This is a genomic window from Pseudomonas sp. GW821-FHT10B02 (assembly GCF_059415665.1).
On record NZ_JBWKNR010000008.1, the window covers coordinates 124,326 to 148,151 of the forward strand.

Sequence of the window (23,826 nt, forward strand, 5' to 3'; positions counted from 1 at the left end):
TAGCCATTAGTGCATTTCGGTGAAGGCGATCTTCACACCCAGGGCAATCAGTACTGCGCCCATGGTGCGATCGAACCAGTGGCCCATCCGGGCAAAGCCTGCGCGTACGCGCTGCTGGCTGAACAGCATCGCCACCAGGCAGAACCACAGGCCGGTAGCGGCCGCCAGGTACACGCCGTAACCGGCCTGGATCGCCAGCGGCGTGTGCGGGTTGATCACCACGGTGAACAACGACAGGAAGAACAGCGTGGCCTTGGGGTTCAGGCCGTTGGTCATGAAGCCGGCGACAAACGCCGCTCGCGGCGTGCGCTCCACCGTCGAGGCCTGCACGGCATCGCTGCCGGGGGCGGCGGGACCTGCGCGCAATGCCTTGAAGCCGATGTACAGCAGGTAAGCTGCCGCCAGCCACTTGAGGGCGTTGAACAGCACAATCGACTGCGACACGATCAGGCCGATGCCCAGCAGCGAATAGCCCACATGCAGGAAAATCGCCATACCCACGCCAAAGGCAGTCCAGGTACCGGCGCGACGCCCATGGGTGACGCTCTCGCGGACCACCACGGCGAAATCGGGACCGGGGCTGGCCACAGCCAGCAGGTGAATCAAGGCAACAGTGAGAAATTCAGCCCAGTACATGGGGGCTCCTTGCGGCAGTGGGTGAAATCGGAAGAACGTACATTACGCCTTGGACATACCCCGTAACAACCTGTGGGATAGAATGGAATCAGGCCGCAAAAGACGATAATTTGCCTATTCGTCCTGAGCCCGACCGTCTCTCACTGGAGCTTCCATGTCCGCCCTGCGCCGCGCCGTATTCCTCGACCATCACTCCCTGGACCTGGGCGACCTCAGCCTGGATCGCCTGCGCGGTTGCTTCGACGAGCTGCAACTATACTCGGCCACCGCCCCCGATCAGGTGATGGATCGCTTGCTCGGCGCAACCGTGGCGATCAGCAACAAAGTGATGATCGACGCCAGCACCTTGGCTGCCTGCCCTAACCTGAAGCTGATCCTGGTGGCCGCCACCGGCACCAACAATGTCGATCTGCAGGCCGCACAGGCCCAGGGCATCGTGGTCAGCAACTGCCAGGGCTACGGCACACCATCGGTCGCCCAACACACCCTGGCCCTGCTGCTGGCGCTGGCTACGCGCCTGCCGGACTATCAACACGCCGTGGCCGAGGGACAATGGGCACGGGCCAAGCAGTTCTGCCTGCTGGACTTCCCGATCGTCGAGCTGGAGGGCAAGACTCTCGGCATGCTCGGTCACGGTGAACTGGGCGGGGCCGTGGCACGCCTGGCCGAAGCCTTCGGCATGCGCGTGCTGCTCGGGCAGTTGCCCGGGCGCCCGCCTCGTGAAGACCGTTTGCCCCTGGATGAACTGCTCCCGCAGGTCGATGCGCTGACGTTGCACTGCCCGCTCAACGAACACACCCGCAACCTGATCGGCACCCGCGAACTGGCCCTGCTCAAGCCCGGCGCCTTTGTCATCAACACCGCCCGCGGCGGCCTGATCGACGAGCAGGCGCTGGCCGATACCTTGCGTTCCGGCCATCTGGGCGGTGCCGCCACCGACGTGTTGAGTGTCGAACCGCCGGTCCATGGCAACCCGTTGCTGGCCAAGGACATCCCGCGCCTGATCATCACCCCGCACAGCGCCTGGGGCGCGGTGGAGTCACGCCAGCGCATCGTCGAGCAGCTGTGCGAAAACGCCGAGGCGTTTTTTGCCGGCAGCCCGCGTCGACAGGTCGGCTAAGCCGCACCTGGCTCTGATAAACTGCGCCACTTTTTCAGGAGCCCCCACCCATGGACCCGCGCAGTGAAGTGTTGCTTCGTCAGGCCGAGCTTTTCCAGGGCTCGCTGTTGCTCGCAGGCTTGCCCGCCGACGACCTGCTCGGCAAGCTGCCGGCCGCCCACGGCTGGAGCTGGCATGCCGGCGATCAGACCGCTATCGATGCCCGCTTTGGCGGTCGCAGCCATTTCGGCGTAGAGCCGCCTGCCCAGGCATTCGACGCGGCCGTACTGTTCCTGCCCAAGTCCCGCGAGCTGGCCAACTACCTGCTCAATGCCCTGGCCTCGCGCCTGGCTGGACGCGAGCTGTATCTGGTCGGGGAAAAGCGCGGCGGTATCGAAGGCGCGGCAAAACAGCTGCATGCCTTCGGCAAGCCACGCAAGCTCGACAGCGCCCGCCACTGCCAGCTGTGGCAGGTCACCGTAGAACACGCACCTGAAGCCAGGTCGCTGGAAAGCCTGGCCGAACATTTCGAGTTGGCGCTGGCTGACGGGCCACTGAAGATCGTCAGCCTGCCTGGCGTGTTCAGCCATGGCCGTCTGGATCGCGGCAGCGCCCTGCTGCTGGAAAACCTGGATCAACTGCCGGTCGGCCATGTCCTCGACTTCGGCTGTGGCGCCGGCGTGCTTGGTGCGGCGATCAAGCGGGGTTATCCACAGAGCCGGATCACCCTGCTTGATGTCGACGCCTTTGCCGTCGCCAGCAGCCGCCTGACCCTGGCGGCCAATGGTCTGGAAGGTGAGGTGATCTGCGGTGACGGCATCGATGCCGCCCCCCGTGATCTGGATGTGATCCTGAGCAACCCGCCGTTCCATACCGGCGTTCACACCAATTACCAGGCCTCGGAAAACCTGCTGAGAAAATCAGCCGATCATCTGAAAAAAAGCGGAGAAATGCGCTTGGTCGCCAACAGTTTCCTGCGCTATCAACCGCTGATCGAAGAAGCGCTGGGCAATTGCCGGATACGCGCCGAAGGGCAAGGCTTTCGCATCTACCAGGCAACACGCGGTTAAAATCAGCGCTTGCCGAAACGGATTTGCCTAGGCAGAATCCGCTCCGTCCTAGGGGAGTAGTCTCCCGCGAGCACCCAGCTCGCCCGGTACGCGTCAACATACTTGGTCCACAGACCATGGCGCGTGCGACCCACGGTCCGCACAGACGGACCCAGGGTTTGACAAGACCTATGACACGCACACCTTACCCGGGGCGGGAAGGCTGTACGTGTCATAGCCGTGTCGACCCGCCCCCGTAGGAATCCTGATGCTGGAATCATTGCTCGTCCCGACCGCGATCGTGGCCCTCGCCGAAATTGGCGACAAGACCCAATTGCTCGCGCTCATCCTCGCTGCCCGCTTCCGCAAGCCCTGGCCGATCATCGCCGGCATCATCGCCGCGACCCTGGCCAACCATGCGGCTGCCGGTGCTGTCGGTGCCTGGGTCAGCACCTTCTTCTCCGCTGCCACCCTGCACTGGATCCTCGCTGCAAGCTTCGCTGCCACCGCCTTGTGGACGCTGATTCCGGACAAGATGGATGACGACGAGGCCAGCACCGCGCGGCGCTTCGGTCCGTTCCTGACCACCCTGATTGCATTCTTCATCGCGGAAATCGGCGACAAGACCCAAGTCGCCACAGTGATGCTGGCGGCCCAGTATCCGCACCTGATCATGGTGATCATCGGCACTACCCTGGGCATGCTGATTGCCAACGTGCCGGTCGTGCTGGCGGGCAACTTTGCCGCCGAGAAACTGCCTTTGACCCTGATCCGCCGCCTGGCTTCGGCCGCGTTCTTCGTGCTGGCCGCCGTGGCGGTGTATTCGGCGATGCAGGTCAGTGGCTGGATAGGCTAGATGCAATCGCGGGGCAAGCCCGCTCCCATAGTGGGAGCGGGCTTGCCCCGCGATGAATGATTTACTTCTTGGCCTGCTCGTACAACGGCATCACCTTCGGAATCGCCGCCTGCAACGAAGCCTGGCGGCTGGCCGAAGCCGGGTGAGTACTCATGAACTCTGGCTGCGAACCACCTGAAGCCTGGCTCATCTTGTCCCACAGGGTAATCGCGGCATTGGGGTTGTAACCGGCACGCGCGGCCAGCTCCAGGCCGATCAGGTCGGCCTCATTCTCGTTGGCGCGGCTGTTAGGCAAGGTCATGCTGTACTGCACCACGGTGTCGGCAATCGCCAGGCTGTCCTGGCCAAGCCCCAGCAAGGCGCCCGCGCCCTGACGTGCCATCTGCACACCATAGGCCTTGGACATGGCTTCACGGCCATGCTCACGCAAGGCGTGGGCAATTTCATGGCCCATCACCGCAGCGATCTCGTCATCGGTCAGCTTCAGCTTGTCGATCAGCCCGGTGTAGAAAAAGATCTTGCCGCCAGGCCCGCAGTTGGCATTGAGCTCGTCACTCTTGATCAGATTGACTTCCCAGTTCCACTGCGCCGCATCCGGACGGAACTTCGGTGCCTGGGCAATCAGGCGGTCGGCAATTACCTGGACACGCTTGGCCTGGGCGCTGGTCTTGTCGAGTACACCCTTGCTCGACGCTTCGCCCAGGGTCTGCTGGTACGACTGGGCATACATCTGGTTGACCTCATCGGTCGACAGCATGCTGAACATATATTGCTTACGCTCGACACCCACGGCACCGCCGCTGGTGGTGTTCACTGCCTGGCATCCGGAAAGCAGTACGCTGGCGCTCAGGGCGCCGATAACTAATGACTTACGCATGAAAACACTCCATTCGAACATGCCGCGTATCCTAGGCCGACTCGATTGAGCCCGCCACACCCCGCACGAAGAATTCTCCGGACGGCACTCATGCTTTGACCCGCACACGCCGATAACCCAAGGCAGACGAAATTTCTTGTGCTTGGAGCCCTTCATGAAGTTCAGGTCGATCCAGTTTTCCGTTGCGGCCTTGGCCGGCGCTATTGTCTTAAGCATAGTTGCCGCTCTGGTGCTTTACGCCGTGTATTCCGGCCAGCGCACCCAGGAGCTGGTGCAGACCCGCACCCAGCAGCAATTCGAGGCAGTGATCGAGCAGCGCCTGACTGCCCTGGCCCGCACGCAGGTCAGCGAAATCCAGCGCGGTCTGGAAGCGCCGCTGCTGATCGCCCGCGGGCTGGCCACCAGCAACGCCATGCTGGGCATGAAGGACGCCAGCGGCAACCCGCTGCTCAAGATCGAGCGCGAACAATTGATCGCCCTGCTCAAGCAGACTGCGGTGACCAACCCGCTGATCCTGGGTACCTACCTGGGCTGGGAAGCCAACGCCCTGGACCATGACGACAGCCGCTTCGTCGGCACCTCCATCACCGGTATCGACAGTGCCACCGGGCGCTTTCTGCCCTGGTGGTTTCGCAACGATGACGGCAGCCTCGGTCTGGACAAACTGGCCGACGTCAATGACCAGACCGTTCTCGCTACCGGCGTACGAGCCAGTGAGTACTACCTGTGCTCGCGAGAATCGAAAAAGGCCTGCGTGATCGACCCGGCGCCTTACAAGGTGGGCGACAAGATGGTCATGCTCGCCTCTTTCGTCGAACCGATCCTGATCGATGGTCAGTTCCAGGGGATTGCCGGTGCCGACCTGTCGGTAAACTTCATCCAGGAGCTGCTCAACACTGCTGATAAGCAGCTCTACGACGGTGCTGGCGAACTCGCACTGGTCTCCGGCAACGGCCGCCTGGTGGCGTTTACCAAAGACCCGAGCAAGTTCGGCGAGAAAGCCCGTGATGCCCTCGACGCCAGTGTCGCCACTACCCTGAGCCAGCTCAGCGGCGAAAACCTGCGCTACGAGGTCAACCAGAACGCCGGACGCATCGAGTTGTACCTGCCGTTCAAGATCGGCAATACCGATGCGCGCTGGACGCTGCTGCTGGAGTTGCCGCTGAGCGCGGTAATGGCTGACGTCAACAAGCTTCAGGACGAGCTCAGCGCCCAACGCAGCACCGACCTCACCGGCATGACCCTCATGGGCCTGGGCATCGCCGCCCTCGGCTTGCTGGTGATCTGGCTGCTGGCTCACGGCATCGCCCGTCCGCTAAGGCAGATGGTGGCCATGCTCGACGACATTGCCCAGGGCGAAGGTGACCTGACCCGCCGCCTGAGCAGTGACCGCGCCGATGAACTGGGCTCGATCGCCAAGGGCTTCAACACCTTCCTGGCCAAGCTGCAGGCGATGATCAGCCAGGTGGTGGCCTCGGTGCAGAAAGTCAGCGATTCCTCGGAGCACACTGCCGACATCGCGATCCGCACCAACCAGGGCGTACACAAGCAAATGGCCGAGATCGACCTGGTGGCCACCGCCGTGCACGAGATGACCGCTACCGCCCAGGATGTGGCGCGTAATGCCACCCATGCCGCCCAGGCTGCCAGTAACGCCGACCAGGCGGCCCATCAGGGCCTGCAGATCGTGCGCAACACTTCAGACTCGATCAGCGCCCTGGCCGAAGAGATTGGCCGCGCAGTCGGCGTGGTACAGACCCTTGCCCGCGACAGCGAGAACATCAATGCGATCCTGACGGCTATTCGCGCCATTGCCGAACAGACCAACCTGCTGGCGCTCAATGCGGCCATCGAGGCGGCACGCGCCGGCGAACAGGGTCGCGGTTTTGCCGTGGTTGCCGACGAGGTGCGCAATCTGGCGCAGAAGACCCAGCAGGCCACTGAAGAAATCCAGCAGATGATTCAGCAACTGCAACAGGGTACCCGCGATGTCGTGAGGGTCATGGAGGACAGCCAGGGCAAGACCGATGACAGCGTGCAGCAGGCGGCTCGTGCCGCAGAAGCGCTGGAGAGCATCACTCAGGCGGTATCGGTGATCAACGACATGAACACCCAGATCGCCAGCGCTGCGGAAGAGCAGAGTGCAGTGGCTGAGGATATCAACCGCAATGTGATCAACATTGGTCAGGTGGCCAATGAAGTGGCCGGCGGCGCGGATGAGTCGAGTACCGCCAGTGCCGAGCTGACCAAGCTGGCCGAGCAGCAGCGGCGGTTGATCAATCAGTTCCGGGTGTAAACCAATCGCGGGGCAAGCCCGCTCCCACAGGGCAATAGATAAACCCTGTGGGAGCGGGCTTGCCCCGCGATGCTTTTAAGCCGGGGTCAGGCACTCCGGCCCATTGAGTTTCGGATCATTGACAAAATTGGCCAGCACCCGCTCACGCAGCGGCGCCTGGCTGCTCGCCAGCAACTCATACAATCGCGCCACAGGCGTCTCGGGATCGAGCCAGGCCGCCTGCCCCGCTGCATCGAGCATCAGCGGCCGCCGTTGATTCACCGCCGCCTGAGTCACCACTGCGGTGCTCAGCCAGACCTGATCCTGCACCGGATAAGCCTCCCAGATCGCCGCAAAGAACAGCGAAGAGCCCTCCCCCGGCGTCAGCCAGTAGGGGCGCTTGCGCTGGGTACCGCGCCATTCATAAAAACCGTTGGCCGGCATCAGGCAACGGCGCAGGCGAAACGCCTCGCGAAACATCGGTTGCTCGGCCAGGGTTTCGGCCCGGGCATGGGCGGGGGTGCGCGACAGGTCGGTGAGCCAGGCCGGGGTCAGCCCCCAGCGTGCTCGCGCCAGCTCCAGCTGACCTTCTTCGAGGCGGCGCTGGATCAGCACCGAGGCGCCGGGGGAGATATTCCATTGCGCCTGCTGGTCACTGGGAAATCCCGGCAACGCAGCAAAGGCGGGAGACCAGCGAAACAGCGCATAACGTCCACACATGAGGGCAAAAACCTAGCAAATCAGGGTTCCGGGGATAGTCTCCGGTTCGTCGCCCGCAAGTGGCTGGGCAGTATTGTACGCGGCGATCAGCTGGCGTGCGCTGTCGGCCTGTTCATCGGCGACCGCCAGCCCCAGCAGGCCGTGCACCGGCAGGTCGCCGATGGCCCCCATCAGGTCACGACCCACCAGGTGCACCTGGATACCTTCACTGGCGAGCATGCCGATCAGCATTTCAGCTTCCAGCAGGTTTTCCGGATCATAGATTCGCTGCATCAGTCATTCTCACCGTAAACGTCCAGCATCCATTCCTCACCATGCACCTGAAGCACGAATCTGATCGGCTTGCAGCAGACCTGGCAGTCCTCGATGTATTCCTGGTCACCGCCAGACAGGTCCACTGTCGTTTCGACTTCTTCACCACAATAGGGGCAATCGTAGATCGCAGTTTCCAGCATCGCGGCCTCCCGAGTGACTTGTGCGTATAATTGCCGGTCTATTTACAGGACCTGCGCGTGTTCGAGCCGTTTTTCGAACCCCGGTCCTACCTATTACCCTAGCCGTTTCCAACAAGAGAGCATGATGGGCGAATTCGATGCCATCCGACCGTACGACGACGCTGAGGTCCCTGCCGTTCTGGCACGCCTGCTCAGCGACCCGGCATTCCTCGATATCCTCACCCACTTCCGCTTCCCGCGCATGGCCGGAGCATTCGGCTGGCTGCTCAAGCCGCTGATCGCCCGGCGCCTGCGCAAAGAGTTTGCCGGTGTCAGCTGCGTTTCGACCCTGCAGGACAAGGTCGAGTACTACGTCGACCATACCATCGAGCGGGCTACCGACGGCGTGACCTACACCGGCGTCGAGCTGCTCAAGTCCGGCACCGCTTACCTGTTCCTGGCCAACCACCGTGACATCGTCATGGACCCTGCATTCGTCAATTACGCGGTGTACCACGCCGGCCTGCCGACGCCGCGGATCGCCATTGGCGACAACCTGCTGCAAAAGCCGTTCGTCAGCGACATGATGCGCCTGAACAAAAGCTTCATCGTTCACCGCTCGATCAGCGGGCGCCGGGAAAAACTGGCGGCCTACCAGCTGCTTTCGGCCTACATCAACCATTCGATCCGCAACGACGGTGCGTCGATCTGGATTGCCCAGGCTGAAGGCCGGGCCAAGGATGGTGACGATCGCACCGATTCGGCAATCCTGAAAATGTTCCACATGAGCCGCAAGGACGAGCCGTTCGGTGCGGTGATCCAGTCGCTGAACCTGAGCCCGGTGTCGATCAGCTACGAGTACGACCCGTGCGATCAGGCCAAGGCCCGCGAGCTGTATATCCGCGCCACCACTGGCAGCTACACCAAGGCGCCGGGTGAAGATGACATCAGCATTGCCCAGGGCATCACCGGCTATAAGGGACGGGTGCACATCAACTTTGCCCCGCCGGTGACGGCATTCTTCGAGGACACCAAGCAACTGGCGGTGGAAATCGATCGGCAAATTCTCGGCGGCTACCGGTTGTTCCCGGTGCATTACCTGGCCTATGCGCAATGGGCCGAGGCTGATCCTGCCCTGCAGGTGCCGACGGCGGCCAAGCTGTTCCCGGCCGACGAACTGGCCCGCGCCCAGGCCGAATGGCAGCGCCGTCTGGATGCCTGCCCGGTCGAGCAGCAGCCGTACCTGGTGCAGCAGTATGCAACGCCGGTGCGCAATCAGTACCGGGTTAAAGCTGGGTTGGCGCTCTAAGTTACACCGCGTCGCCTGCATCGCCGGCAAAGCCAGCTCCCACAGGGCTCAAGGCCCGCCTCAATACCTGTGGGAGCTGGCCTTGCCGGCGATGGGGTGCGCAGCAGCCCCTATCAGACCCAGGTACTGAACCAGGACAGCAGCAAGGCCAACGCCAGGAAGGCAAAGCCGAGGATGTAGTAGAAGCGGTTGATGCGCAGGCTCATGCCATCGATCACCGCTTCATCGGCGGCCATACCGGCCAGGGTTTGCGCGGCACGGCGCCGGGCGCTGTGTAGCAGCAGCCCGCCAGGGCAGGTCAACACCAGGGCCAGCAGGTTGATCAGCTTGGCCGGGTGGGCGGCAAACAGCCCCCAGATCACTTGCAACGACATCGCAGAACCTCAGAAGAAGTACATCGAAACACTCGATACGGCGCGCATTCTACCCAAGCGCCGCGCGTATTCCTGCCCTTTGCGACAAACGACGATTAATTTCCGCCGTCATACGTTGGTCATCAACACACGCCACCCTACCGGCCTTCGCAACGAACCGGAGCTTGTCATGCTGCACGCCGAAAACCAGGACCGCCTCTACCTGATCGCCCCGAGCGACGAGCAGCAGGCCTTGATCGATGGCCTGGCCTTCAACGTTCAGGACCGCCAGTGGCTGGTGTACTGCGCCCTGGGCGGCCATGCCCACGACGACCTGCCGGAGGTCGATGGCCAGACCGGCATCAGCGTCCTGGACTTCTACGTCGAAGCGGCCTGAAGCCAGAAACACAAAAGCCCGATGCCTGCACTGCAGCCATCGGGCTTTTACTTGTGTACGAACTGCCCGGCTTATTCGCCGAGGATCTGGCCGATGGCCTGGTCCTTGAACAGACGGGTCAGGGCGTCGCTGAGGACGTCGCTCACCAGCTTGGTGTTGGTTTCCTGGTTTGGCGCCATGCCGAAGCGCTGGTCCAGGGAGGCACCGTAACGGCCGCTGTAGCGACGGTTGGCATTGGACACGTCAGCTTTGAAGGTTGCACCGATGGTGGCTTCCGTCACGTACATGCCCTCTTTGGGCGACTGGTACTTCAGCTCGGCCAGGGTCACGGTCAGCTGCGGCGCGTTGTAGGCGTTTGGCGTCGGGGTGAAGCCCAGCAGGCGCACGGCGGCTTCGGCCTGGGCTTGCAGTTTCGGCAGGATATCGTTGCCGGTCACGGTGATGGCGCTGGTTTCAGGGTACAGGCCACCGCGAGTGCCGAGGGTTTGCGAAGCGCGACCGTCGACCACCTTGACCACCACCGGCTGGCCATGACCGACCGGAGCGAGCTGGGCGGTGAGTTTGGGTTGCGGGCTGAGTTGTTGCGGGCTGTGGGCACAACCGGCCAGGGTCAGACTGGTCACCGCGATCAAACCGAACAACAAACGTTGCAACATGCTCATCTCTCCAGAATAGGCAGCAAAGGCCGCCAGTATAACCAGCACGACGCGGCCCAGCCATCGCCATGCCATTAGCGAATAAGACCGGCGCGAGCGCTGCCGGTTCGCTGTCACATTGGTTTAATCACCCGGCGGCTATGCTGGCGCCCAGAACACTCAAAGAGGTAGACCGCCATGTCCTGGTTCTGGGCTTCACTGTTCAACCGCCGGCCCATGCGCAGCTTCGCACGACTCGACACCCAGGGGCTTTGCCTGGCCTTCAAACAGTGCGCAACCCGGCCTGATGCTGGCAACTGGGTGGAAATCGACGAAATTCGCCTCAGCTGGCTCAGCCGTCCCCTGCCCGCCAGCGCCCGGGTTTGCGCGCGTCCCCGCGGTAACTGGGTACAGCGCAGCCTGGCCGCCTGAACCGTGCATCAATAAAAGTCGCTAATAAAGATCATTTCTGCCCGAGACATCGTTATAATCTCCCCCCGATTATAAGGACGTCTCCTGATCGGGCCTCGCAGCACCGCCAATGTTCACCATCGGCATCCCCCGCACCGCCCACAGAGAGCCTTCCACACAGGTCTTGCACCAGCCAGTGTGCCCGCAATATTCGGCCCTCTGCTCTGCCTGAACCTGCCGGGCCTGCCATCGCGCAGACCATTTTGAGGTTCACGACTCCAAAAGAGCGTGAAAAAACGGGTTTTCACAACTTCACGAGAGTGTGGCGAGCAATGAACAGTCTGGCATGTGCAAAAGCACCTAAAGTGTCCCGAACAGCCCTGAACAGCTGGCAACAGTGCTCATCCAGGATGAGTGCCTGAGGCCGGTCCATAACGCACGACGGACACCTTGACCATAAGTCGAATTGCCGCAGCGGTCTTAAAATGCGTTCATAGGCAACGCAAAGCCCGTTTGGCGGTGTCCGCTGAAGTTGCAAAAACTGCGAAGAATCGGACATGGCGATCCTGGCCAAGCCAGAGATCCTATGCTGTCAATTTGGTGCTGTAGATTTTGGAGACGCGTTAAATGGCGCAGAACGAAGCAGTCGATGTAGTACTGGTAGGGGCAGGCATCATGAGTGCCACCCTGGCCGTACTGCTCAAGGAACTCGACCCGGCGATCAAGCTGGAAGTCGTCGAGTTGATGGATTCGGGTGCCGCGGAAAGTTCCAACCCGTGGAACAACGCCGGGACCGGCCATGCCGGACTGTGTGAACTGAACTACACGCCGCAGGCTGCCGACGGCAGCATCGACATCAAGAAAGCGGTGCACATCAACACCCAGTTCGAGGTGTCCCGGCAGTTCTGGGCCTACCTGAGCAAGAAAGGCGCGTTCAGCTCGCCACGGGCGTTCATCAACCCGGTGCCGCACCTGAGCTACGTCGAAGGTGACAAAGGCGTCGATTTCCTCAAGAAGCGCTTCGAGCTGCTCAAGCAGCACCACGCCTTCAGCGAGATGGAATACACCGAAGACAAATCGGTGATGAACGAGTGGATGCCGCTGATGATGCCGGGTCGCCCTGCCGACCAGAAAATCGCCGCCACCCGCGTCATGAAAGGCACCGACGTCAACTTCGGCACCCTGACCAACAAACTGCTCAAGCACCTGGCCAGCGCGCCGGATGCCCAGGTCAAGTACTGCAAGCGGGTCACCGGCCTGCGCCGTAACGGCAGTGGCTGGACCGTCAGCATCAAGGACGTTAACAGCGGCAGCAGCCGCGACGTCAACGCCCGCTTCGTCTTCCTCGGCGCCGGTGGCGCGGCCCTGCCGCTGCTGCAGCAGTCGGGCATCGAAGAGAGCAAAGGCTTTGGCGGCTTCCCGGTCAGCGGCCAATGGCTGCGCTGCGACAATCCGGAAGTGGTCAAGAAGCACCAGGCCAAGGTTTACAGCCAGGCCGCAGTCGGTTCGCCGCCAATGTCGGTGCCACACCTGGACACCCGCGTCGTCGACGGTAAGACCTCGCTGCTGTTCGGCCCGTATGCCGGCTTTACCACCAAGTTCCTCAAGCACGGCTCGTTCCTCGACCTGCCGCTGTCGGTACGCATGAGCAACATCGGCCCGATGCTCGCCGTGGCCCGCGACAACATGGACCTGACCAAGTACCTGGTCAGCGAAGTGATGCAGTCGATGGAGCAGCGTCTGGACTCGCTGCGTCGCTTCTACCCCGAGGCGAAAGCCGAGGACTGGCGCCTGGAAGTGGCCGGTCAGCGCGTGCAGATCATCAAGAAAGACCCGAAAAAAGGCGGCATCCTGCAGTTCGGTACCGAACTGGTAGCAGCCAAAGACGGCACCCTGGCCGCTCTGCTGGGCGCCTCTCCTGGTGCTTCGGTGACGGTATCGATCATGCTTGAGCTGATCGAACGCTGCTTCCCGGAGAAAACCAAGGGCGCCTGGGCGGCCAAACTCAAGGAAATCTTCCCGGCCCGGGAAAAGGTCCTGGCTGCAGACGCTGCGCTGTATCACAAGATCAGCGCGCACAACGACGAGGTCCTGGGCCTGGTCGAAAACAGCCCGGCGCAGCACTACGCGTAACGCGCCGGCATAAAAAAACGCCCTTCGGGGCGTTTTTTTATGCGCGCAGGATAATCAGCCGCGGGCCTTGTCGATGATCTCGATGTACTCAGCAGCGTTGCGCTGGTCGCGGATCTGATCAACAAAGGTCTTGCCGTGCTCGTCTTTACCGTCCAGGTCAAAGCCAGCCGCAACGAAGAAACCGACAAAGCGCTCGAAGTCGTCGATACGCAGGCCGCGATAGGCCTTGATCAGTTTGTGCAGCGAAGGTGAAGTGGCATCCGCCGGTTCGAACTGCAGGAAGGATTTGACGTACTCGTCGCTGATCTCATCCCCAATCACTTGCTTCTTGTCTTTACGCATTGCCGACTCCAACTGAACCATCACGGACATTTTCACGGGCCGGCAGTTTACCCCCGCCCGGCACCGCCACTCAACGCGCGCGTACGGCGCCGGTATGCAGATCGGCCCAGACGTGGCCGTTGGCATAACTGAGAAACTGCACATAGACGGTGTTGTTGCGCAGCAGGTCGACAATCACCTGATACTGACTGATCGGATAGTTCAGGCTCAGGACTTTGCGTTTGTCATCGAATACCGGTTTTTTCAGGCTCTTGCTCTCGGCATCGAAACTGATCAGCACCTGGCTGACCGTTGCCCCCTTGTTCATGGGCTTGCCCTTCAGGCGCAGGATCAAGGGCGAAGTCACCGGAATCGGCTGCTGGTTGGACTGACGCTGGTTGCCCACCACCACTGAGTAATCGGTGACCTGCAGCAGTTGCTGGGCTTCGGGGGCTTCCTGGCGTAGCGCCAGGTCGTCGGGCGGCAGGAACTGACTGTGCAAGGGGGCAGCAGCCAGGGGCATGCTCAGTAGCAGGAGAAAGGGGACAATCGCACGCATGACAGGCTCCTTGAGGCGGCCTGGCACTCTAGCATGGGATGACGCCATCGCGGGGCAAGCCCGCTCCCACAGTTCAATATCCTGTGGGAGCGGGCTTGCCCCGCGATCGGACCTCAGAGTCCTTTGACGGCAAAGATACCGTTGGCGTTGCGCCAGTAACCCTTGTAGTCCATGCCGTAACCGAACACGTAACGGTCAACGCAGCTCAGGCCACAGAAGTCAGCCTTGAGCTCTGCACTGGCCTTGCGGTCGTGATCCTTGTCGATCAGCACGGCGGTGTGCACGGCGCGGGCACCGGCGTGCTTGCAGAAGTCGATGATCGCGCTGAGGGTGTGCCCTTCGTCGAGGATGTCGTCGATGATCAGCACGTCACGGTCAATGAACGAGACTTCCGGCTTGGCTTTCCAGAACAGATCGCCACCGCTGGTCTGATTGCGGTAGCGGGTAGCGTGCAGGTAAGACGACTCCAGCGGGAACTGCAGGTGCGTCAGCAGCTTGCCGGCGAAAATCAGACCACCGTTCATCACGCAGAACACCACCGGGTTGCTTTCGGCCAGCACTTCGCTGATCTGCGCGCCAACGCGGGCAATGGCGGCCTCTACTTCGGCTTCGTTGTACAGGCAGTCAGCCTCTCGCATGACTTGACGGATATGCTCGAGATCAGCGGACATGGCGCTCTCCAGGGGGCTGCAAATGAGAAAAGCGGGCAAAGGTACGCATCCGGGGGCGTCAGATCAAGCATTTATGGACTAACGTCCAGAATGCCTATAGGACACACACGGCTGAATAGATTAATCTACCGCGGTTTTTTTGCCCGCCCCCGGAGCTTTCCCTATGCCTACCCGTGAGATCCGCCATCCGCTGATCCGTCACAAGCTCGGCCTGATGCGCCGCGCTGATATCAGCACCAAGAACTTCCGCGAACTCGCCCAGGAAGTCGGCACGCTCCTGACCTACGAGGCCACCAAAGACCTGCCACTCGAAACCTACGAGATCGAAGGCTGGTGCGGTAAGGTCCAGGTCGAGAAAATCGCCGGTAAGAAGATTACTGTAGTACCGATCCTGCGCGCCGGTATCGGCATGCTCGACGGCGTGCTCAGCCTGATACCAGGCGCCAAGGTCAGCGCCGTGGGCGTTGCCCGCAACGAGGAAACCCTCGAAGCGCACACCTACCTGGAAAAGCTCGCCCCGGAAATCGACGAGCGCCTGGCGCTGATCATCGACCCGATGCTGGCCACCGGCAACTCGATGGTCGCCACCATCGACCTGTTGAAGAAAGCCGGCTGCAAGGACATCCGCGCCATGGTCCTGGTTGCTGCCCCTGAGGGTATCGACACCGTCGAGAAGGCCCACCCGGATGTACAGATCTACACCGCTTCGATCGACGAGCGCCTGAACGAGCACGGCTACATCATCCCGGGCCTGGGCGATGCCGGTGACAAGATCTTCGGTACCAAGCAGAAGGACGCCTGAACATGCAGGATGAGTTCAACGACCCGCTCTGGCGCCAGGTCGTCTCCGGCGCGCAGATGCTCTTTGTAGCCTTCGGCGCGCTGGTGCTGATGCCGTTGATCACCGGCCTCGACCCGAATGTCGCGCTGTTCACCGCAGGTTTGGGAACTCTGCTGTTTCAGGTAGTCACCGGCCGTCAGGTACCGGTATTCCTCGCTTCGAGTTTCGCCTTCATCACCCCGATCATTCTCGCCAAGGGCCAGTTCGGCCTGGCCGAGACCATGGGCGGGGTCATGGCGGCCGGTTTCGTCTACACCTTCCTCGGTCTGGCGGTGAAGATCAAAGGCACCGGTTTCATCGACCGCCTGCTGCCACCTGTGGTGATCGGCCCGGTGATCATCTCGATCGGCCTGGCGATGGCTCCGATTGCCGCCAACATGGCAATGGGCAAGGCCGGTGATGGCACCGAACTGCTGCCTTACAGCACAGCGATGATGATCTCCATGCCAGCGCTGCTGACCACCCTGATCGTCGCCGTGTTCGGCAAGGGCATCTTCCGCCTGGTGCCGATCATCGCCGGTGTGCTGGTGGGCTTTGGCCTGTCGTTCTACTTCGGTGTGGTCGATACCGCCAAGATTGCCGCTGCACCGTGGCTGGCACTGCCGCACTTCACTGCGCCGGCGTTCAACTGGCAGGCGATCCTGTTCATCGTGCCGGTTGCCCTGGCGCCGGCTATCGAGCATATCGGCGGCGTGATTGCGGTAGGTAGCGTGACCGGTCGGGACTACCTGAAAAAGCCCGGCCTGCACCGCACCCTGCTCGGTGACGGTATCGCCACCACCACTGCCGGCCTGTTCGGTGGTCCGCCCAACACCACCTACGCCGAAGTGACTGGCGCGGTGATGCTGACCAAGAACTACAACCCGAAGATCATGACCTGGGCGGCGGTTTTCGCCATCACCCTGGCCTTCATCGGCAAGTTCGGTGCCTTGCTGCAGAGCATTCCGGTGCCAGTGATGGGCGGGATCCTCTGCTTGCTGTTCGGCTCGATTGCAGCGGTGGGCATGAACACCATGATCCGCCACAAGATCGATCTGGGCGAAGCGCGCAACCTGGTGATCGTTTCGGTGACCCTGGTGTTCGGTATCGGCGGCGTGCTGGTCGGTACGGGTACCGGTCCGGACGATTGGGGCCTCAAAGGCATCGCCCTGTGTGCGGTGGTGGCGATTGCCCTGAACCTGCTGCTGCCGGGCAACGACGGTTGGAAGACCAAGATAAAGGACTAAAAGCATCGCGGGGCAGTGCGACACTCGACCTGCCCCGCGATCAGCCCTCAAGCCCTCTCACACATCCCCTTCAACGCCTGCACCCACTGCGGGTGATCGTTCAGGCACGGCACCAGCAGCAACTCCTCTCCGCCCGCCGCAACAAATTGCTCGCGCCCGCGATCGCCGATCTCTTCCAGCGTCTCGATGCAGTCGGCAACAAACGCCGGGCACATCACCAGCAGCTTTTTCACCCCTGACTTGCCCAATTCGTCCAGACGGGTTTCGGTATAAGGCTCGATCCATTTCGCCCGGCCCAACCGCGACTGAAACGACACTGACCACTTGCCGTCGGGGATGCCCATTTTTTTCGCGAACGCCTGCGCCGTACGCAAACATTGGCCGCGATAGCAGACAGCAAGCATTTCGGGCGAAGAATCGCGACAGCAGTCCTCAGCCTGGAAATCATGTTTACCGGTCGGATCGAGCTTCTTCAAATGCCGCTCGGGCAAGCCATGGAAACTCAGCAGCAGGTGGTCGTAATCCTGCTCAAGGTAAGGCCGGGCACTTTCCACCAAGGCGTCGATGTAATCTGGCTGGTCATAGAATGGCTGCAGCACAGCCATCTCCACCGGCAACTTGTGCTCGGCGATTACCTGCCTGGCCTGCTCGACCACGGTGGTCACCGTGCTATCGGCGAACTGTGGATAAAGCGGCGCCAAGGTAACCTTGCGCACGCCTTGCGCAGCCAGACGCTGCAGCACCGTCGGCAAGGACGGCTCACCATAACGCATGGCGATCTCCACCGGCCCATGCTGCCAATGCTCACGCATGGCAGCCTGCAAACGCCGGGTCAGCACCACCAGCGGCGAGCCTTCATCCCACCAGATCGAGGCATAGGCATGGGCCGATTGCTCAGGACGCTTGATCAAAATCAGCGACACCAGCAAACGACGCACCGGCCAAGGCAGGTCGATGACGTAGGGGTCCATCAGAAACTGATTGAGATAGCGGCGCACATCGGCCACCGAAGTGGAGGCCGGCGAGCCCAGGTTGACCAGCAGCAGAGCGTGATCGGTCATGCAACGTCCTATTTCAGAGGCGCCTGGACAAATCATCCAGCGCCGATTGCAAATCATTGAAGCGGAAAGTGAACCCCGCAGCGAGCAAACGCACCGGGCGTGCCCGCTGTCCGCCCAGCAACAGGGTCGACAGCTCGCCCAACCCGGCCTTCAGCACCAGTGCCGGCAACGGCATCAATGCAGGACGATGCAGAGCGCGGCCCAGGCGCCTGGCAAACTCGCGGTTGCGTACAGGTTCCGGGGCGCAGGCATTATAAGGACCGCTGGCGTCCTTGTGCTGCAAGAGAAAATCAATCAGCGCGACCTGGTCGTCTATATGAACCCAGGGCATCCATTGCCGACCATCGCCAATCGGCCCGCCCAGGCCCAGTTTGAACGGCAGGCGCAGGCGCGACAAAAAGCCGCCCTCACTGGACAGCACCAGCCCGGTACGTACCAGCACCACGCGTATGCCCAAGGCCTGGGCGTGTTGTGCGGTTTCTTCCCAGGCAATGCACAGCTGACTGGCAAAGTCCTCCTTGACCGGCTGCGAGGCCTCGGTCAGCTCACGTTCACCACCGTCGCCATACCACCCTACCGCCGACCCGGAGATCAGCACCTCAGGGCGCTGCTGACGGCTCTCGAGCCAGGCAAGCAACTGCTCGGTAAGGGTGATCCGGCTGCTCCACAGCAGCGCACGCCGGCGCGTGCTCCATGGCCGATCGGCTATCGGTGCGCCGGCCAGATTGATCACCGCATCGACAGGATCATCCTCACCTAAAGCCTCGAGCCGGGCGATGCCCTGCACACCGACCCCACATAATTTACCCACCTGTTCAGGGCGCCGGCTCCAGACCGTCAAACGATGCCCTTGCGCCAACCAGCGCTGGCAAAGCTGTTGACCTATCAATCCCGTACCGCCGGTCAGCAATATATGCATGGCTGTGTCCTCACATGGCGCACCCTGGTCTATTTTTAAGATCAAGGCACTTTTTTGACCGAACACTCTCGGATAAACATAGGCCAACCTGCGGTAATGAACGGAAGCACCTTATACAGGACTTACAGGATGTATAGGTTTGCCCGGCAGAAGAGAAGTCTGCACCCATAAGGTTCGAAGAGGCCATCATGACTGTACCTATTGCCATCATCGGTGCCGGTATCGCCGGGCTGTCAGCAGCCCAGGCACTGCAAAAAGCCGGGCAGACCGTCCACCTGTTCGACAAGGGGCACGGCAGCGGCGGCCGCATGGCCAGCAAACGCAGCGATGCCGGCGCCCTGGACCTCGGCGCCCAGTACTTCACTGCCCGTGACCGGCGCTTTGTCGATCAGGTCCAGCAGTGGGTCGCAGCCGGCTGGGTTGCAGAGTGGAAACCGCAACTTTACAACTACCAGAATGGCGTCCTGAGCCCATCGCCGGACGAACAGACCCGCTGGGTTGGCGTACCGCGCATGAGTGCCATCACCCGCGGCCTGCTCAAGGATGTGACAGTCAATTTCAGCTGCCGGATCGCAGAGGTCTACCGTGGTCAGAAGTACTGGCATTTGCAGGATACCGACGGCTGCAGCCACGGCCCTTTCAGCCGGGTAGTGGTTGCGGTGCCGGCTCCGCAGGCGACCCAGCTGCTGGCCACCGCGCCCAAGCTCGCCGCCGCCGCCGCCGGCGTGCAGATGGACCCGACCTGGGCAATTGCCCTGGCATTCGATACGCCGTTGGACACACCGATGCAGGGTTGCTTCGTGCAGGACAGCTCGCTGGACTGGCTGGCTTGCAATCGCAGCAAACCGGGACGTGATGAGCACATGGACACCTGGGTCCTGCATGCCACCTCAAGCTGGAGCAAGCAACACATCGACCTGAGCAAGGAAGCAGTGATCGAACAGCTCTGGGGTGATTTCGCCGAGCTGGTCGGCTGCGTGGTCCCTGCCCCCAGCTTTTCCCTCGCCCACCGCTGGTTGTACGCCCGTCCGGCCAGCAATCATGAGTGGGGCGCCTTGGCCGACGCCGACCTGGGTCTGTATGCCTGCGGCGACTGGTGCCTGTCCGGACGTGTCGAAGGCGCCTGGCTCAGTGGCCAGGAAGCCGCACGCAGATTGCTCGAGCACCTGGAATGACTGCGCCGCAGCATTGCGGATAATTCCTATACGAGAATCATGCAAAACAATTGACTCGCCTACATTTACTCCTATGATAATCCTGTACATAAATATTCTTATGTACAAGATTATTCGGAGTTCGCCATGGACGCGTCGCACGCCGCTCGCAAACCCAGAATCGCGGTCAGCGCCTGCCTGACCGGTGCCGAGGTTCGCTACAACGGCGGTCACAAGGCCTCTCGACTCTGCAACGAGGTACTGGGAGAGTATTTCGACTTCATCCCGGTCTGCCCGGAAATGGCCATCGGCCTCGGCGTTCCACGCGCGCCCATCCGCCTGACAGGCGATCCCGCCGCCCCACAAGCCGTCGCCAGTCATGATCCGGCACTGGACCTGTCTGGCCCGCTGCGCGCCTATGGGCAGCAGATGGCCACGGACCTCACCGATATCTGTGGCTACATCTTCATGCAGAAATCGCCGTCGTGCGGGCTTGAACGGGTCAAGGTCTACAAGGCCAACGGCTATCCCGCCCACGAAGGCGGCCGCGGTCTTTATGCTGCTGCCTTTTGCCAGCAACGCCCGGACTTGCCGGTCGAAGAAGACGGCCGCTTGTGCGACCCGGTCCTGCGGGAAAACTTCATCACCCGCGTGTATGCCTTCGCCGCCTGGCAGCAGCTACTCGCCGAAGGGCTGAGCCGTGGCGCTTTGATCGCCTTCCATGCGCGGTACAAGTACCAATTGATGGCCAACAACCCGCATCAGTACAAAACACTGGGCAAGCTGCTGGGCAGCATGACCCGCGACGATGATCCGCAGGAACTTGGCCCCCGTTACTTCAGCCAGTTGATGCAGGCGCTACGCCGCTGCGCCAGCCGCGGCAACCACAGCAATGTGCTGCTGCACCTGAGCGGTTATCTGCGCAAGGTGCTGAGCGAAGACGACAAACTGGAAATCCGGCAACTGATCCACCAGTACCACGACGGCATCGTGCCGTTGGTGGTGCCCCTGACGCTGCTCAAGCATCACTTGCGCGGTCATCCCGATCCCTATGTGCTGCAACAGGTCTACCTGCAACCGCACCCGGAAAACTTGAGCCTGCGCAATGCAATCTGAACAAACACCATGCAACTGATCTGGCTGCGCAGTGACCTGCGCGTAGACGACAACACCGCATTGTCCGCCGCATGCGAACAGGGGCCGACCCTGGCGGTCTGGCTGGTCAGCGCGCAACAGTGGCGCAGCCATGATGATGCCCCCTGCAAAATCGATTTCTGGCTGCGTAACCTGGCAGCGTTAAGCGAGCGCCTGGCCACACTGAACATCCCGTTGCTGGTGCGCGAAGCCGACACCTGGGACCAGGCCCCTGATGTGCTGCTGCAGATCTGCCGCGAGCACCAGGTTCAGGCACTGCACCTGAACGAAGAGTACGGCATCAACGAAAGCCGCCGCGATCAGGCCGTCAGTGAGTCGCTGTCTCAGGCGGGCATTGCCGTGCATCGCCACCTGGATCAATTGCTGTTCAGACCCGGCAGCATCCTCACCCGCAGCGGTGGCTACTTCCAGGTCTTCAGCCAATTTCGCAAAGCCTGTTACGAACGCTTGCACCTGGGCCTGCCAGGCCTTCGGCCGCTGCTAACACCCCAGACACCACTGGCGGTCGCCAGCGATGCGATCCCCACTCAGGTGCCGGGTTTCGCCGTGCCACCTGCCAGCCTGAGCGATCTCTGGCCTGCCGGTGAAACCGAAGCCCATGACCGCCTGCAGCGCTTTATCGATGAAGCCGTTGATGACTACCAGCTGCAACGGGACTTTCCCGCCGTTGCCGGCACCAGCCAACTCTCGCCTTATCTCGCAGCGGGCGTCATCTCCCCTCGCCAGTGCCTGCTGCGTGCCCTGGGGCACAACCACGGCGAGTTTGACAGTGGCAACAGCGGGCTGGTGACCTGGATCAACGAGCTGATCTGGCGTGAGTTCTACAAGCACATCCTCAACGGCTACCCGCGGGTGTCGCGCCACCGCGCCTTCCGCCAGGAAACCGAGGCACTCCCCTGGCGCCACGCACCCGACGAACTGAAAGCCTGGCAGGAAGGCCGCACCGGTATTCCGATCATCGACGCCGCCATGCGTCAACTGCTTGCCACCGGCTGGATGCATAACCGACTACGTATGATCGTGGCGATGTTCCTGACCAAGAACCTGTTGATCGACTGGCGTGAAGGCGAGCGCTTCTTCATGCGTCACCTGATTGATGGCGACCTGGCCGCGAATAACGGTGGCTGGCAGTGGAGCGCCTCTACCGGAACCGATGCGGTGCCTTACTTCCGGATCTTCAATCCGGTCAGCCAATCCCGACGTTTCGACAGCCAAGGCTGGTTTATCAAGCGCTGGTTGCCAGAGCTGGCAGCCTCCGATGAAAAAAACATTCATAGCCCAATGCCACTTGCACCGTTATTTGCTACAAATGATTACCCACAACCCATTGTGGACCTCGGTAGCAGTCGCCAACGCGCCTTGAACGCTTTCAAGAATTTATCCACGCGGCAGGTTGAGGAATCGCCTTTTGAATAACTTCATTGCCAATCGTGTCTGGATTACCGGTACCAGCAACGGTCTTGGGCTGGCGCTGGTCGAGCAGTTACTGGAACAGGGCTCACGAGTAGCTGCCAGTGGCCGGACTTGTGAACTCTTGCAAGACTTTTCCCTGCAGTATCCTGAAAGTTTGCTGTTACTCGACGGCAATCTGAGCGAGCCAGATGAAGCGCAAGAAGCCGCCAGGCAGATCAGCGATCACTGGGGTGCGCTCGACTGCATGATCATCAATGCTGGAACTTGCGACTATCTGGCGATCGATACGCCGGCCCCGGCCATTTTCGAAGGGATTGTCAGCAGCAACCTCAGCGCCACCCGGCACTGCCTGGAAAGTGCCCGGCCCCTGTTGCAAGGCAACAACTCGCCTCAGGTGGTCAGTATTCTCAGCCGCTATTCAGCACTGCAGCTGCATGACCCCAGCCAACCGGCCACGGTGGACAATAGCTTGGTCCAGCTACTCAACAGCCAGCGTGCCGCACTCGCCGCCCAGGCCATAGACCTGACGATCATTGCTCCGATGGATCTGAACTTTGCGCAGGTGACGGAGCCGGTTGCTCCAGAACAATGGACGGCGCACACCGCCGCAGAGGTCATTCTTAATCGCCTGCCTGATCGCCCCGCCAACCTGGTGCTGGAGGCCCTGCACCTGAACGACCTCTGGCCGCTACCCAGGTAGCCTCTCAGCCCTGCAACCCTTGCAGGGCCGACGCAGGTTTATAGCGGCATGCGGTAATGAAGTGCGTAGCTTTCCACGCCATCGTTAGGCGTTTGCAACCCGGCATTGGAATAGTGGATGGCACGCACGCCAACTTCATGGCCACCCGCGAAACGCAGGCCGAAACCGATACGGTCTTCGAACTGGAAAGACGAACCTAGTTCGTTGTCTTCTACCTCGGTGCTAGAGAACGCCGCCACCCCGATACCGATTTCGACATAAGGGTTTACCGACTCGCCCGCAAACTCGTAGACGAATACCGGTGCAACGGAAAGACTGTGATGGCTTGCCGATTCCTGGCCATCCCAATAGGTGTAGCCCGCATCCCAATAACCGGTAATCCGGCCAACACTGGTTTGCCACCAACTGGCATCCCAGTTCGATTGCAGACCCAGGCGATAGGTCATGGTCGATTCGCCGGTCTGTCCAACTGAAAAAGAAATATCTGCCGCTTGAGTTGTAAACGATTGCCCCAGGGTCACGGCTGCAACTGCAGCCAAACAAAGCAGTTTCTTCATGAGAAACGTCCTTTTTCCTAATGCTAATGTTGGTTCTTCTGTCTTGTCGGACAAGATTCTAGATA

Annotated in this window: 27 protein-coding genes, 1 pseudogene and 1 riboswitch; of the genes and pseudogenes, 15 read left to right on the forward strand and 13 right to left on the reverse strand. The window is 61.3% G+C overall.

Going from position 1 to position 23,826, the window contains the following annotated elements; translation table 11 throughout:
• Window positions 1-6: 6 nt before the first annotated feature.
• Entirely contained in the window at window positions 7-636 is a 630-nt protein-coding gene (locus AC07OF_RS14050; protein ID WP_422419381.1) for a LysE family translocator, read from the reverse strand.
• 154 nt (window positions 637-790) lie between these two features.
• Here AC07OF_RS14050 and AC07OF_RS14055 point away from each other — a divergent pair, with 154 nt between their 5' ends.
• From AC07OF_RS14055 to AC07OF_RS14065, 3 genes are all read left to right on the forward strand, one after another.
• Window positions 791-1,756: a 2-hydroxyacid dehydrogenase gene (locus AC07OF_RS14055; protein WP_157194214.1), complete on the forward strand. Its 966-nt coding sequence runs from the start codon at window positions 791-793 to the stop codon at window positions 1,754-1,756.
• Between the two features lie 50 nt (window positions 1,757-1,806).
• Entirely contained in the window at window positions 1,807-2,805 is a 999-nt protein-coding gene (locus AC07OF_RS14060; protein WP_495073021.1) for a methyltransferase, read from the forward strand.
• 38 nt (window positions 2,806-2,843) lie between these two features.
• Window positions 2,844-2,965, forward strand: a riboswitch (yybP-ykoY riboswitch).
• Between the two features lie 87 nt (window positions 2,966-3,052).
• Window positions 3,053-3,640 carry a TMEM165/GDT1 family protein gene (locus AC07OF_RS14065; protein ID WP_010225776.1) on the forward strand — a complete coding sequence of 196 codons (588 nt, stop codon included), beginning with the start codon at window positions 3,053-3,055 and terminating at the stop codon, window positions 3,638-3,640.
• A gap of 61 nt (window positions 3,641-3,701) precedes the next feature.
• Here AC07OF_RS14065 and AC07OF_RS14070 read toward each other — a convergent pair whose 3' ends face one another.
• Window positions 3,702-4,517 carry a M48 family metallopeptidase gene (locus tag AC07OF_RS14070; RefSeq protein WP_157194218.1) on the reverse strand — a complete coding sequence of 272 codons (816 nt, stop codon included), beginning with the start codon at window positions 4,515-4,517 and terminating at the stop codon, window positions 3,702-3,704.
• Window positions 4,518-5,763: 1,246 nt separating this feature from the next.
• On the opposite strand from AC07OF_RS14070, the pseudogene AC07OF_RS14075 reads away from it, so the two are divergent.
• Both AC07OF_RS14075 and AC07OF_RS14080 read left to right on the forward strand, forming a co-directional pair.
• Window positions 5,764-5,958 (forward strand): annotated as a pseudogene (locus AC07OF_RS14075) (HAMP domain-containing protein); the annotation flags it as partial.
• A 111-nt stretch (window positions 5,959-6,069) separates the two neighbouring features.
• The gene (locus AC07OF_RS14080) at window positions 6,070-6,813 is read left to right on the forward strand and encodes a methyl-accepting chemotaxis protein (RefSeq protein WP_408635435.1); all 744 of its coding nucleotides are present in this window, start codon (window positions 6,070-6,072) and stop codon (window positions 6,811-6,813) included.
• Window positions 6,814-6,888: 75 nt separating this feature from the next.
• Here AC07OF_RS14080 and AC07OF_RS14085 read toward each other — a convergent pair whose 3' ends face one another.
• From AC07OF_RS14085 to AC07OF_RS14095, 3 genes are read right to left on the reverse strand one after another with little or no spacing between them, the layout of a single operon-like run.
• On the reverse strand, window positions 6,889-7,512 hold the full coding sequence (locus tag AC07OF_RS14085; protein WP_038614696.1) for an SOS response-associated peptidase: 624 nt from the start codon (window positions 7,510-7,512) through the stop codon (window positions 6,889-6,891).
• Between the two features lie 12 nt (window positions 7,513-7,524).
• Window positions 7,525-7,785, reverse strand: coding sequence for a putative signal transducing protein (locus AC07OF_RS14090; protein ID WP_157194222.1), 261 nt, complete (start codon window positions 7,783-7,785; stop codon window positions 7,525-7,527).
• On the reverse strand, window positions 7,785-7,967 hold the full coding sequence (locus tag AC07OF_RS14095; protein ID WP_010225771.1) for a CPXCG motif-containing cysteine-rich protein: 183 nt from the start codon (window positions 7,965-7,967) through the stop codon (window positions 7,785-7,787). Before AC07OF_RS14095 ends, AC07OF_RS14090 begins: the two co-directional genes overlap by 1 nt.
• Window positions 7,968-8,088: 121 nt before the next feature.
• On the opposite strand from AC07OF_RS14095, the gene AC07OF_RS14100 reads away from it, so the two are divergent.
• The gene (locus AC07OF_RS14100; RefSeq protein WP_191832753.1) at window positions 8,089-9,255 is read left to right on the forward strand and encodes a 1-acyl-sn-glycerol-3-phosphate acyltransferase; all 1,167 of its coding nucleotides are present in this window, start codon (window positions 8,089-8,091) and stop codon (window positions 9,253-9,255) included.
• A gap of 113 nt (window positions 9,256-9,368) precedes the next feature.
• On the opposite strand, the gene AC07OF_RS14105 is transcribed toward AC07OF_RS14100, so the two are convergent.
• Window positions 9,369-9,629: a hypothetical protein gene (locus AC07OF_RS14105; RefSeq protein WP_157194226.1), complete on the reverse strand. Its 261-nt coding sequence runs from the start codon at window positions 9,627-9,629 to the stop codon at window positions 9,369-9,371.
• 169 nt (window positions 9,630-9,798) lie between these two features.
• Between AC07OF_RS14105 and AC07OF_RS14110 the strand changes: the two genes are divergently transcribed.
• Window positions 9,799-10,005, forward strand: coding sequence for a hypothetical protein (locus AC07OF_RS14110; RefSeq protein ID WP_157194228.1), 207 nt, complete (start codon window positions 9,799-9,801; stop codon window positions 10,003-10,005).
• Between the two features lie 71 nt (window positions 10,006-10,076).
• On the opposite strand, the gene AC07OF_RS14115 is transcribed toward AC07OF_RS14110, so the two are convergent.
• Window positions 10,077-10,661 (reverse strand): YajG family lipoprotein, encoded by a 585-nt coding sequence (locus AC07OF_RS14115; RefSeq protein WP_038614708.1) that lies wholly within the window; start codon window positions 10,659-10,661, stop codon window positions 10,077-10,079.
• Window positions 10,662-10,838: 177 nt separating this feature from the next.
• On the opposite strand from AC07OF_RS14115, the gene AC07OF_RS14120 reads away from it, so the two are divergent.
• Both AC07OF_RS14120 and mqo read left to right on the forward strand, forming a co-directional pair.
• The gene (locus tag AC07OF_RS14120; RefSeq protein ID WP_476446011.1) at window positions 10,839-11,072 is read left to right on the forward strand and encodes a hypothetical protein; all 234 of its coding nucleotides are present in this window, start codon (window positions 10,839-10,841) and stop codon (window positions 11,070-11,072) included.
• Window positions 11,073-11,678: 606 nt separating this feature from the next.
• Window positions 11,679-13,184 carry a malate dehydrogenase (quinone) gene (gene mqo, locus AC07OF_RS14125; protein WP_157194232.1) on the forward strand — a complete coding sequence of 502 codons (1,506 nt, stop codon included), beginning with the start codon at window positions 11,679-11,681 and terminating at the stop codon, window positions 13,182-13,184.
• 54 nt (window positions 13,185-13,238) lie between these two features.
• Here the strand turns inward: mqo and AC07OF_RS14130 are convergent, their stop codons facing one another.
• The 3 genes from AC07OF_RS14130 to AC07OF_RS14140 form a co-directional block, all read right to left on the reverse strand.
• Window positions 13,239-13,526 (reverse strand): PA4642 family protein, encoded by a 288-nt coding sequence (locus AC07OF_RS14130; protein WP_157194234.1) that lies wholly within the window; start codon window positions 13,524-13,526, stop codon window positions 13,239-13,241.
• Between the two features lie 70 nt (window positions 13,527-13,596).
• Window positions 13,597-14,064, reverse strand: a complete 468-nt coding sequence (locus tag AC07OF_RS14135) for a hypothetical protein (RefSeq protein WP_157194236.1) — start codon at window positions 14,062-14,064, stop codon at window positions 13,597-13,599.
• A gap of 113 nt (window positions 14,065-14,177) precedes the next feature.
• A complete protein-coding gene (locus tag AC07OF_RS14140) occupies window positions 14,178-14,735 on the reverse strand; it encodes a hypoxanthine-guanine phosphoribosyltransferase (RefSeq protein ID WP_157194238.1) in 558 nt (185 codons plus the stop codon).
• Window positions 14,736-14,898: 163 nt separating this feature from the next.
• On the opposite strand from AC07OF_RS14140, the gene upp reads away from it, so the two are divergent.
• Window positions 14,899-15,537, forward strand: coding sequence for a uracil phosphoribosyltransferase (gene upp, locus AC07OF_RS14145; RefSeq protein ID WP_038614720.1), 639 nt, complete (start codon window positions 14,899-14,901; stop codon window positions 15,535-15,537).
• A gap of 2 nt (window positions 15,538-15,539) precedes the next feature.
• The gene (locus tag AC07OF_RS14150; RefSeq protein WP_157194240.1) at window positions 15,540-16,802 is read left to right on the forward strand and encodes a uracil-xanthine permease family protein; all 1,263 of its coding nucleotides are present in this window, start codon (window positions 15,540-15,542) and stop codon (window positions 16,800-16,802) included.
• Window positions 16,803-16,849: 47 nt separating this feature from the next.
• Here the strand turns inward: AC07OF_RS14150 and hemH are convergent, their stop codons facing one another.
• Together hemH and AC07OF_RS14160 are read right to left on the reverse strand one after the other, a co-directional pair.
• Window positions 16,850-17,863: a ferrochelatase gene (hemH, locus tag AC07OF_RS14155; RefSeq protein WP_157194242.1), complete on the reverse strand. Its 1,014-nt coding sequence runs from the start codon at window positions 17,861-17,863 to the stop codon at window positions 16,850-16,852.
• Between the two features lie 13 nt (window positions 17,864-17,876).
• On the reverse strand, window positions 17,877-18,782 hold the full coding sequence (locus AC07OF_RS14160; protein ID WP_476446017.1) for a TIGR01777 family oxidoreductase: 906 nt from the start codon (window positions 18,780-18,782) through the stop codon (window positions 17,877-17,879).
• Window positions 18,783-18,970: 188 nt separating this feature from the next.
• On the opposite strand from AC07OF_RS14160, the gene AC07OF_RS14165 reads away from it, so the two are divergent.
• The 4 genes from AC07OF_RS14165 (at window position 18,971) to AC07OF_RS14180 (ending at window position 23,204) form a co-directional block, all read left to right on the forward strand.
• Window positions 18,971-19,957 carry an NAD(P)/FAD-dependent oxidoreductase gene (locus AC07OF_RS14165; RefSeq protein WP_157194246.1) on the forward strand — a complete coding sequence of 329 codons (987 nt, stop codon included), beginning with the start codon at window positions 18,971-18,973 and terminating at the stop codon, window positions 19,955-19,957.
• Between the two features lie 126 nt (window positions 19,958-20,083).
• A complete protein-coding gene (locus tag AC07OF_RS14170; protein WP_157194248.1) occupies window positions 20,084-21,052 on the forward strand; it encodes a YbgA family protein in 969 nt (322 codons plus the stop codon).
• 9 nt (window positions 21,053-21,061) lie between these two features.
• On the forward strand, window positions 21,062-22,507 hold the full coding sequence (phrB, locus tag AC07OF_RS14175) for a deoxyribodipyrimidine photo-lyase (RefSeq protein ID WP_476446018.1): 1,446 nt from the start codon (window positions 21,062-21,064) through the stop codon (window positions 22,505-22,507).
• Window positions 22,500-23,204: an SDR family NAD(P)-dependent oxidoreductase gene (locus tag AC07OF_RS14180; RefSeq protein ID WP_495073022.1), complete on the forward strand. Its 705-nt coding sequence runs from the start codon at window positions 22,500-22,502 to the stop codon at window positions 23,202-23,204. Before phrB ends, AC07OF_RS14180 begins: the two co-directional genes overlap by 8 nt.
• Before the next feature lie 38 nt (window positions 23,205-23,242).
• Here AC07OF_RS14180 and AC07OF_RS14185 read toward each other — a convergent pair whose 3' ends face one another.
• The gene (locus AC07OF_RS14185; protein ID WP_157194252.1) at window positions 23,243-23,761 is read right to left on the reverse strand and encodes an acyloxyacyl hydrolase; all 519 of its coding nucleotides are present in this window, start codon (window positions 23,759-23,761) and stop codon (window positions 23,243-23,245) included.
• Window positions 23,762-23,826: the final 65 nt, after the last annotated feature.

What these genes read in the sequence shown, in the direction of transcription:
- AC07OF_RS14050 (WP_422419381.1), bottom strand. Translation starts at nt 636, where the DNA reads ATGTACTGGGCTGAATTTCTCACTGTTGCCTTGATTCACCTGCTGGCT.
- AC07OF_RS14055 (WP_157194214.1), top strand. Translation starts at nt 791, where the DNA reads ATGTCCGCCCTGCGCCGCGCCGTATTCCTCGACCATCACTCCCTGGAC.
- AC07OF_RS14060 (WP_495073021.1), top strand. Translation starts at nt 1,807, where the DNA reads ATGGACCCGCGCAGTGAAGTGTTGCTTCGTCAGGCCGAGCTTTTCCAG.
- AC07OF_RS14065 (WP_010225776.1), top strand. Translation starts at nt 3,053, where the DNA reads ATGCTGGAATCATTGCTCGTCCCGACCGCGATCGTGGCCCTCGCCGAA.
- AC07OF_RS14070 (WP_157194218.1), bottom strand. Translation starts at nt 4,517, where the DNA reads ATGCGTAAGTCATTAGTTATCGGCGCCCTGAGCGCCAGCGTACTGCTT.
- AC07OF_RS14080 (WP_408635435.1), top strand. Translation starts at nt 6,070, where the DNA reads ATGGCCGAGATCGACCTGGTGGCCACCGCCGTGCACGAGATGACCGCT.
- AC07OF_RS14085 (WP_038614696.1), bottom strand. Translation starts at nt 7,512, where the DNA reads ATGTGTGGACGTTATGCGCTGTTTCGCTGGTCTCCCGCCTTTGCTGCG.
- AC07OF_RS14090 (WP_157194222.1), bottom strand. Translation starts at nt 7,785, where the DNA reads ATGCAGCGAATCTATGATCCGGAAAACCTGCTGGAAGCTGAAATGCTG.
- AC07OF_RS14095 (WP_010225771.1), bottom strand. Translation starts at nt 7,967, where the DNA reads ATGCTGGAAACTGCGATCTACGATTGCCCCTATTGTGGTGAAGAAGTC.
- AC07OF_RS14100 (WP_191832753.1), top strand. Translation starts at nt 8,089, where the DNA reads ATGATGGGCGAATTCGATGCCATCCGACCGTACGACGACGCTGAGGTC.
- AC07OF_RS14105 (WP_157194226.1), bottom strand. Translation starts at nt 9,629, where the DNA reads ATGTCGTTGCAAGTGATCTGGGGGCTGTTTGCCGCCCACCCGGCCAAG.
- AC07OF_RS14110 (WP_157194228.1), top strand. Translation starts at nt 9,799, where the DNA reads ATGCTGCACGCCGAAAACCAGGACCGCCTCTACCTGATCGCCCCGAGC.
- AC07OF_RS14115 (WP_038614708.1), bottom strand. Translation starts at nt 10,661, where the DNA reads ATGTTGCAACGTTTGTTGTTCGGTTTGATCGCGGTGACCAGTCTGACC.
- AC07OF_RS14120 (WP_476446011.1), top strand. Translation starts at nt 10,839, where the DNA reads ATGTCCTGGTTCTGGGCTTCACTGTTCAACCGCCGGCCCATGCGCAGC.
- mqo (WP_157194232.1), top strand. Translation starts at nt 11,679, where the DNA reads ATGGCGCAGAACGAAGCAGTCGATGTAGTACTGGTAGGGGCAGGCATC.
- AC07OF_RS14130 (WP_157194234.1), bottom strand. Translation starts at nt 13,526, where the DNA reads ATGCGTAAAGACAAGAAGCAAGTGATTGGGGATGAGATCAGCGACGAG.
- AC07OF_RS14135 (WP_157194236.1), bottom strand. Translation starts at nt 14,064, where the DNA reads ATGCGTGCGATTGTCCCCTTTCTCCTGCTACTGAGCATGCCCCTGGCT.
- AC07OF_RS14140 (WP_157194238.1), bottom strand. Translation starts at nt 14,735, where the DNA reads ATGTCCGCTGATCTCGAGCATATCCGTCAAGTCATGCGAGAGGCTGAC.
- upp (WP_038614720.1), top strand. Translation starts at nt 14,899, where the DNA reads ATGCCTACCCGTGAGATCCGCCATCCGCTGATCCGTCACAAGCTCGGC.
- AC07OF_RS14150 (WP_157194240.1), top strand. Translation starts at nt 15,540, where the DNA reads ATGCAGGATGAGTTCAACGACCCGCTCTGGCGCCAGGTCGTCTCCGGC.
- hemH (WP_157194242.1), bottom strand. Translation starts at nt 17,863, where the DNA reads ATGACCGATCACGCTCTGCTGCTGGTCAACCTGGGCTCGCCGGCCTCC.
- AC07OF_RS14160 (WP_476446017.1), bottom strand. Translation starts at nt 18,782, where the DNA reads ATGCATATATTGCTGACCGGCGGTACGGGATTGATAGGTCAACAGCTT.
- AC07OF_RS14165 (WP_157194246.1), top strand. Translation starts at nt 18,971, where the DNA reads ATGACTGTACCTATTGCCATCATCGGTGCCGGTATCGCCGGGCTGTCA.
- AC07OF_RS14170 (WP_157194248.1), top strand. Translation starts at nt 20,084, where the DNA reads ATGGACGCGTCGCACGCCGCTCGCAAACCCAGAATCGCGGTCAGCGCC.
- phrB (WP_476446018.1), top strand. Translation starts at nt 21,062, where the DNA reads ATGCAACTGATCTGGCTGCGCAGTGACCTGCGCGTAGACGACAACACC.
- AC07OF_RS14185 (WP_157194252.1), bottom strand. Translation starts at nt 23,761, where the DNA reads ATGAAGAAACTGCTTTGTTTGGCTGCAGTTGCAGCCGTGACCCTGGGG.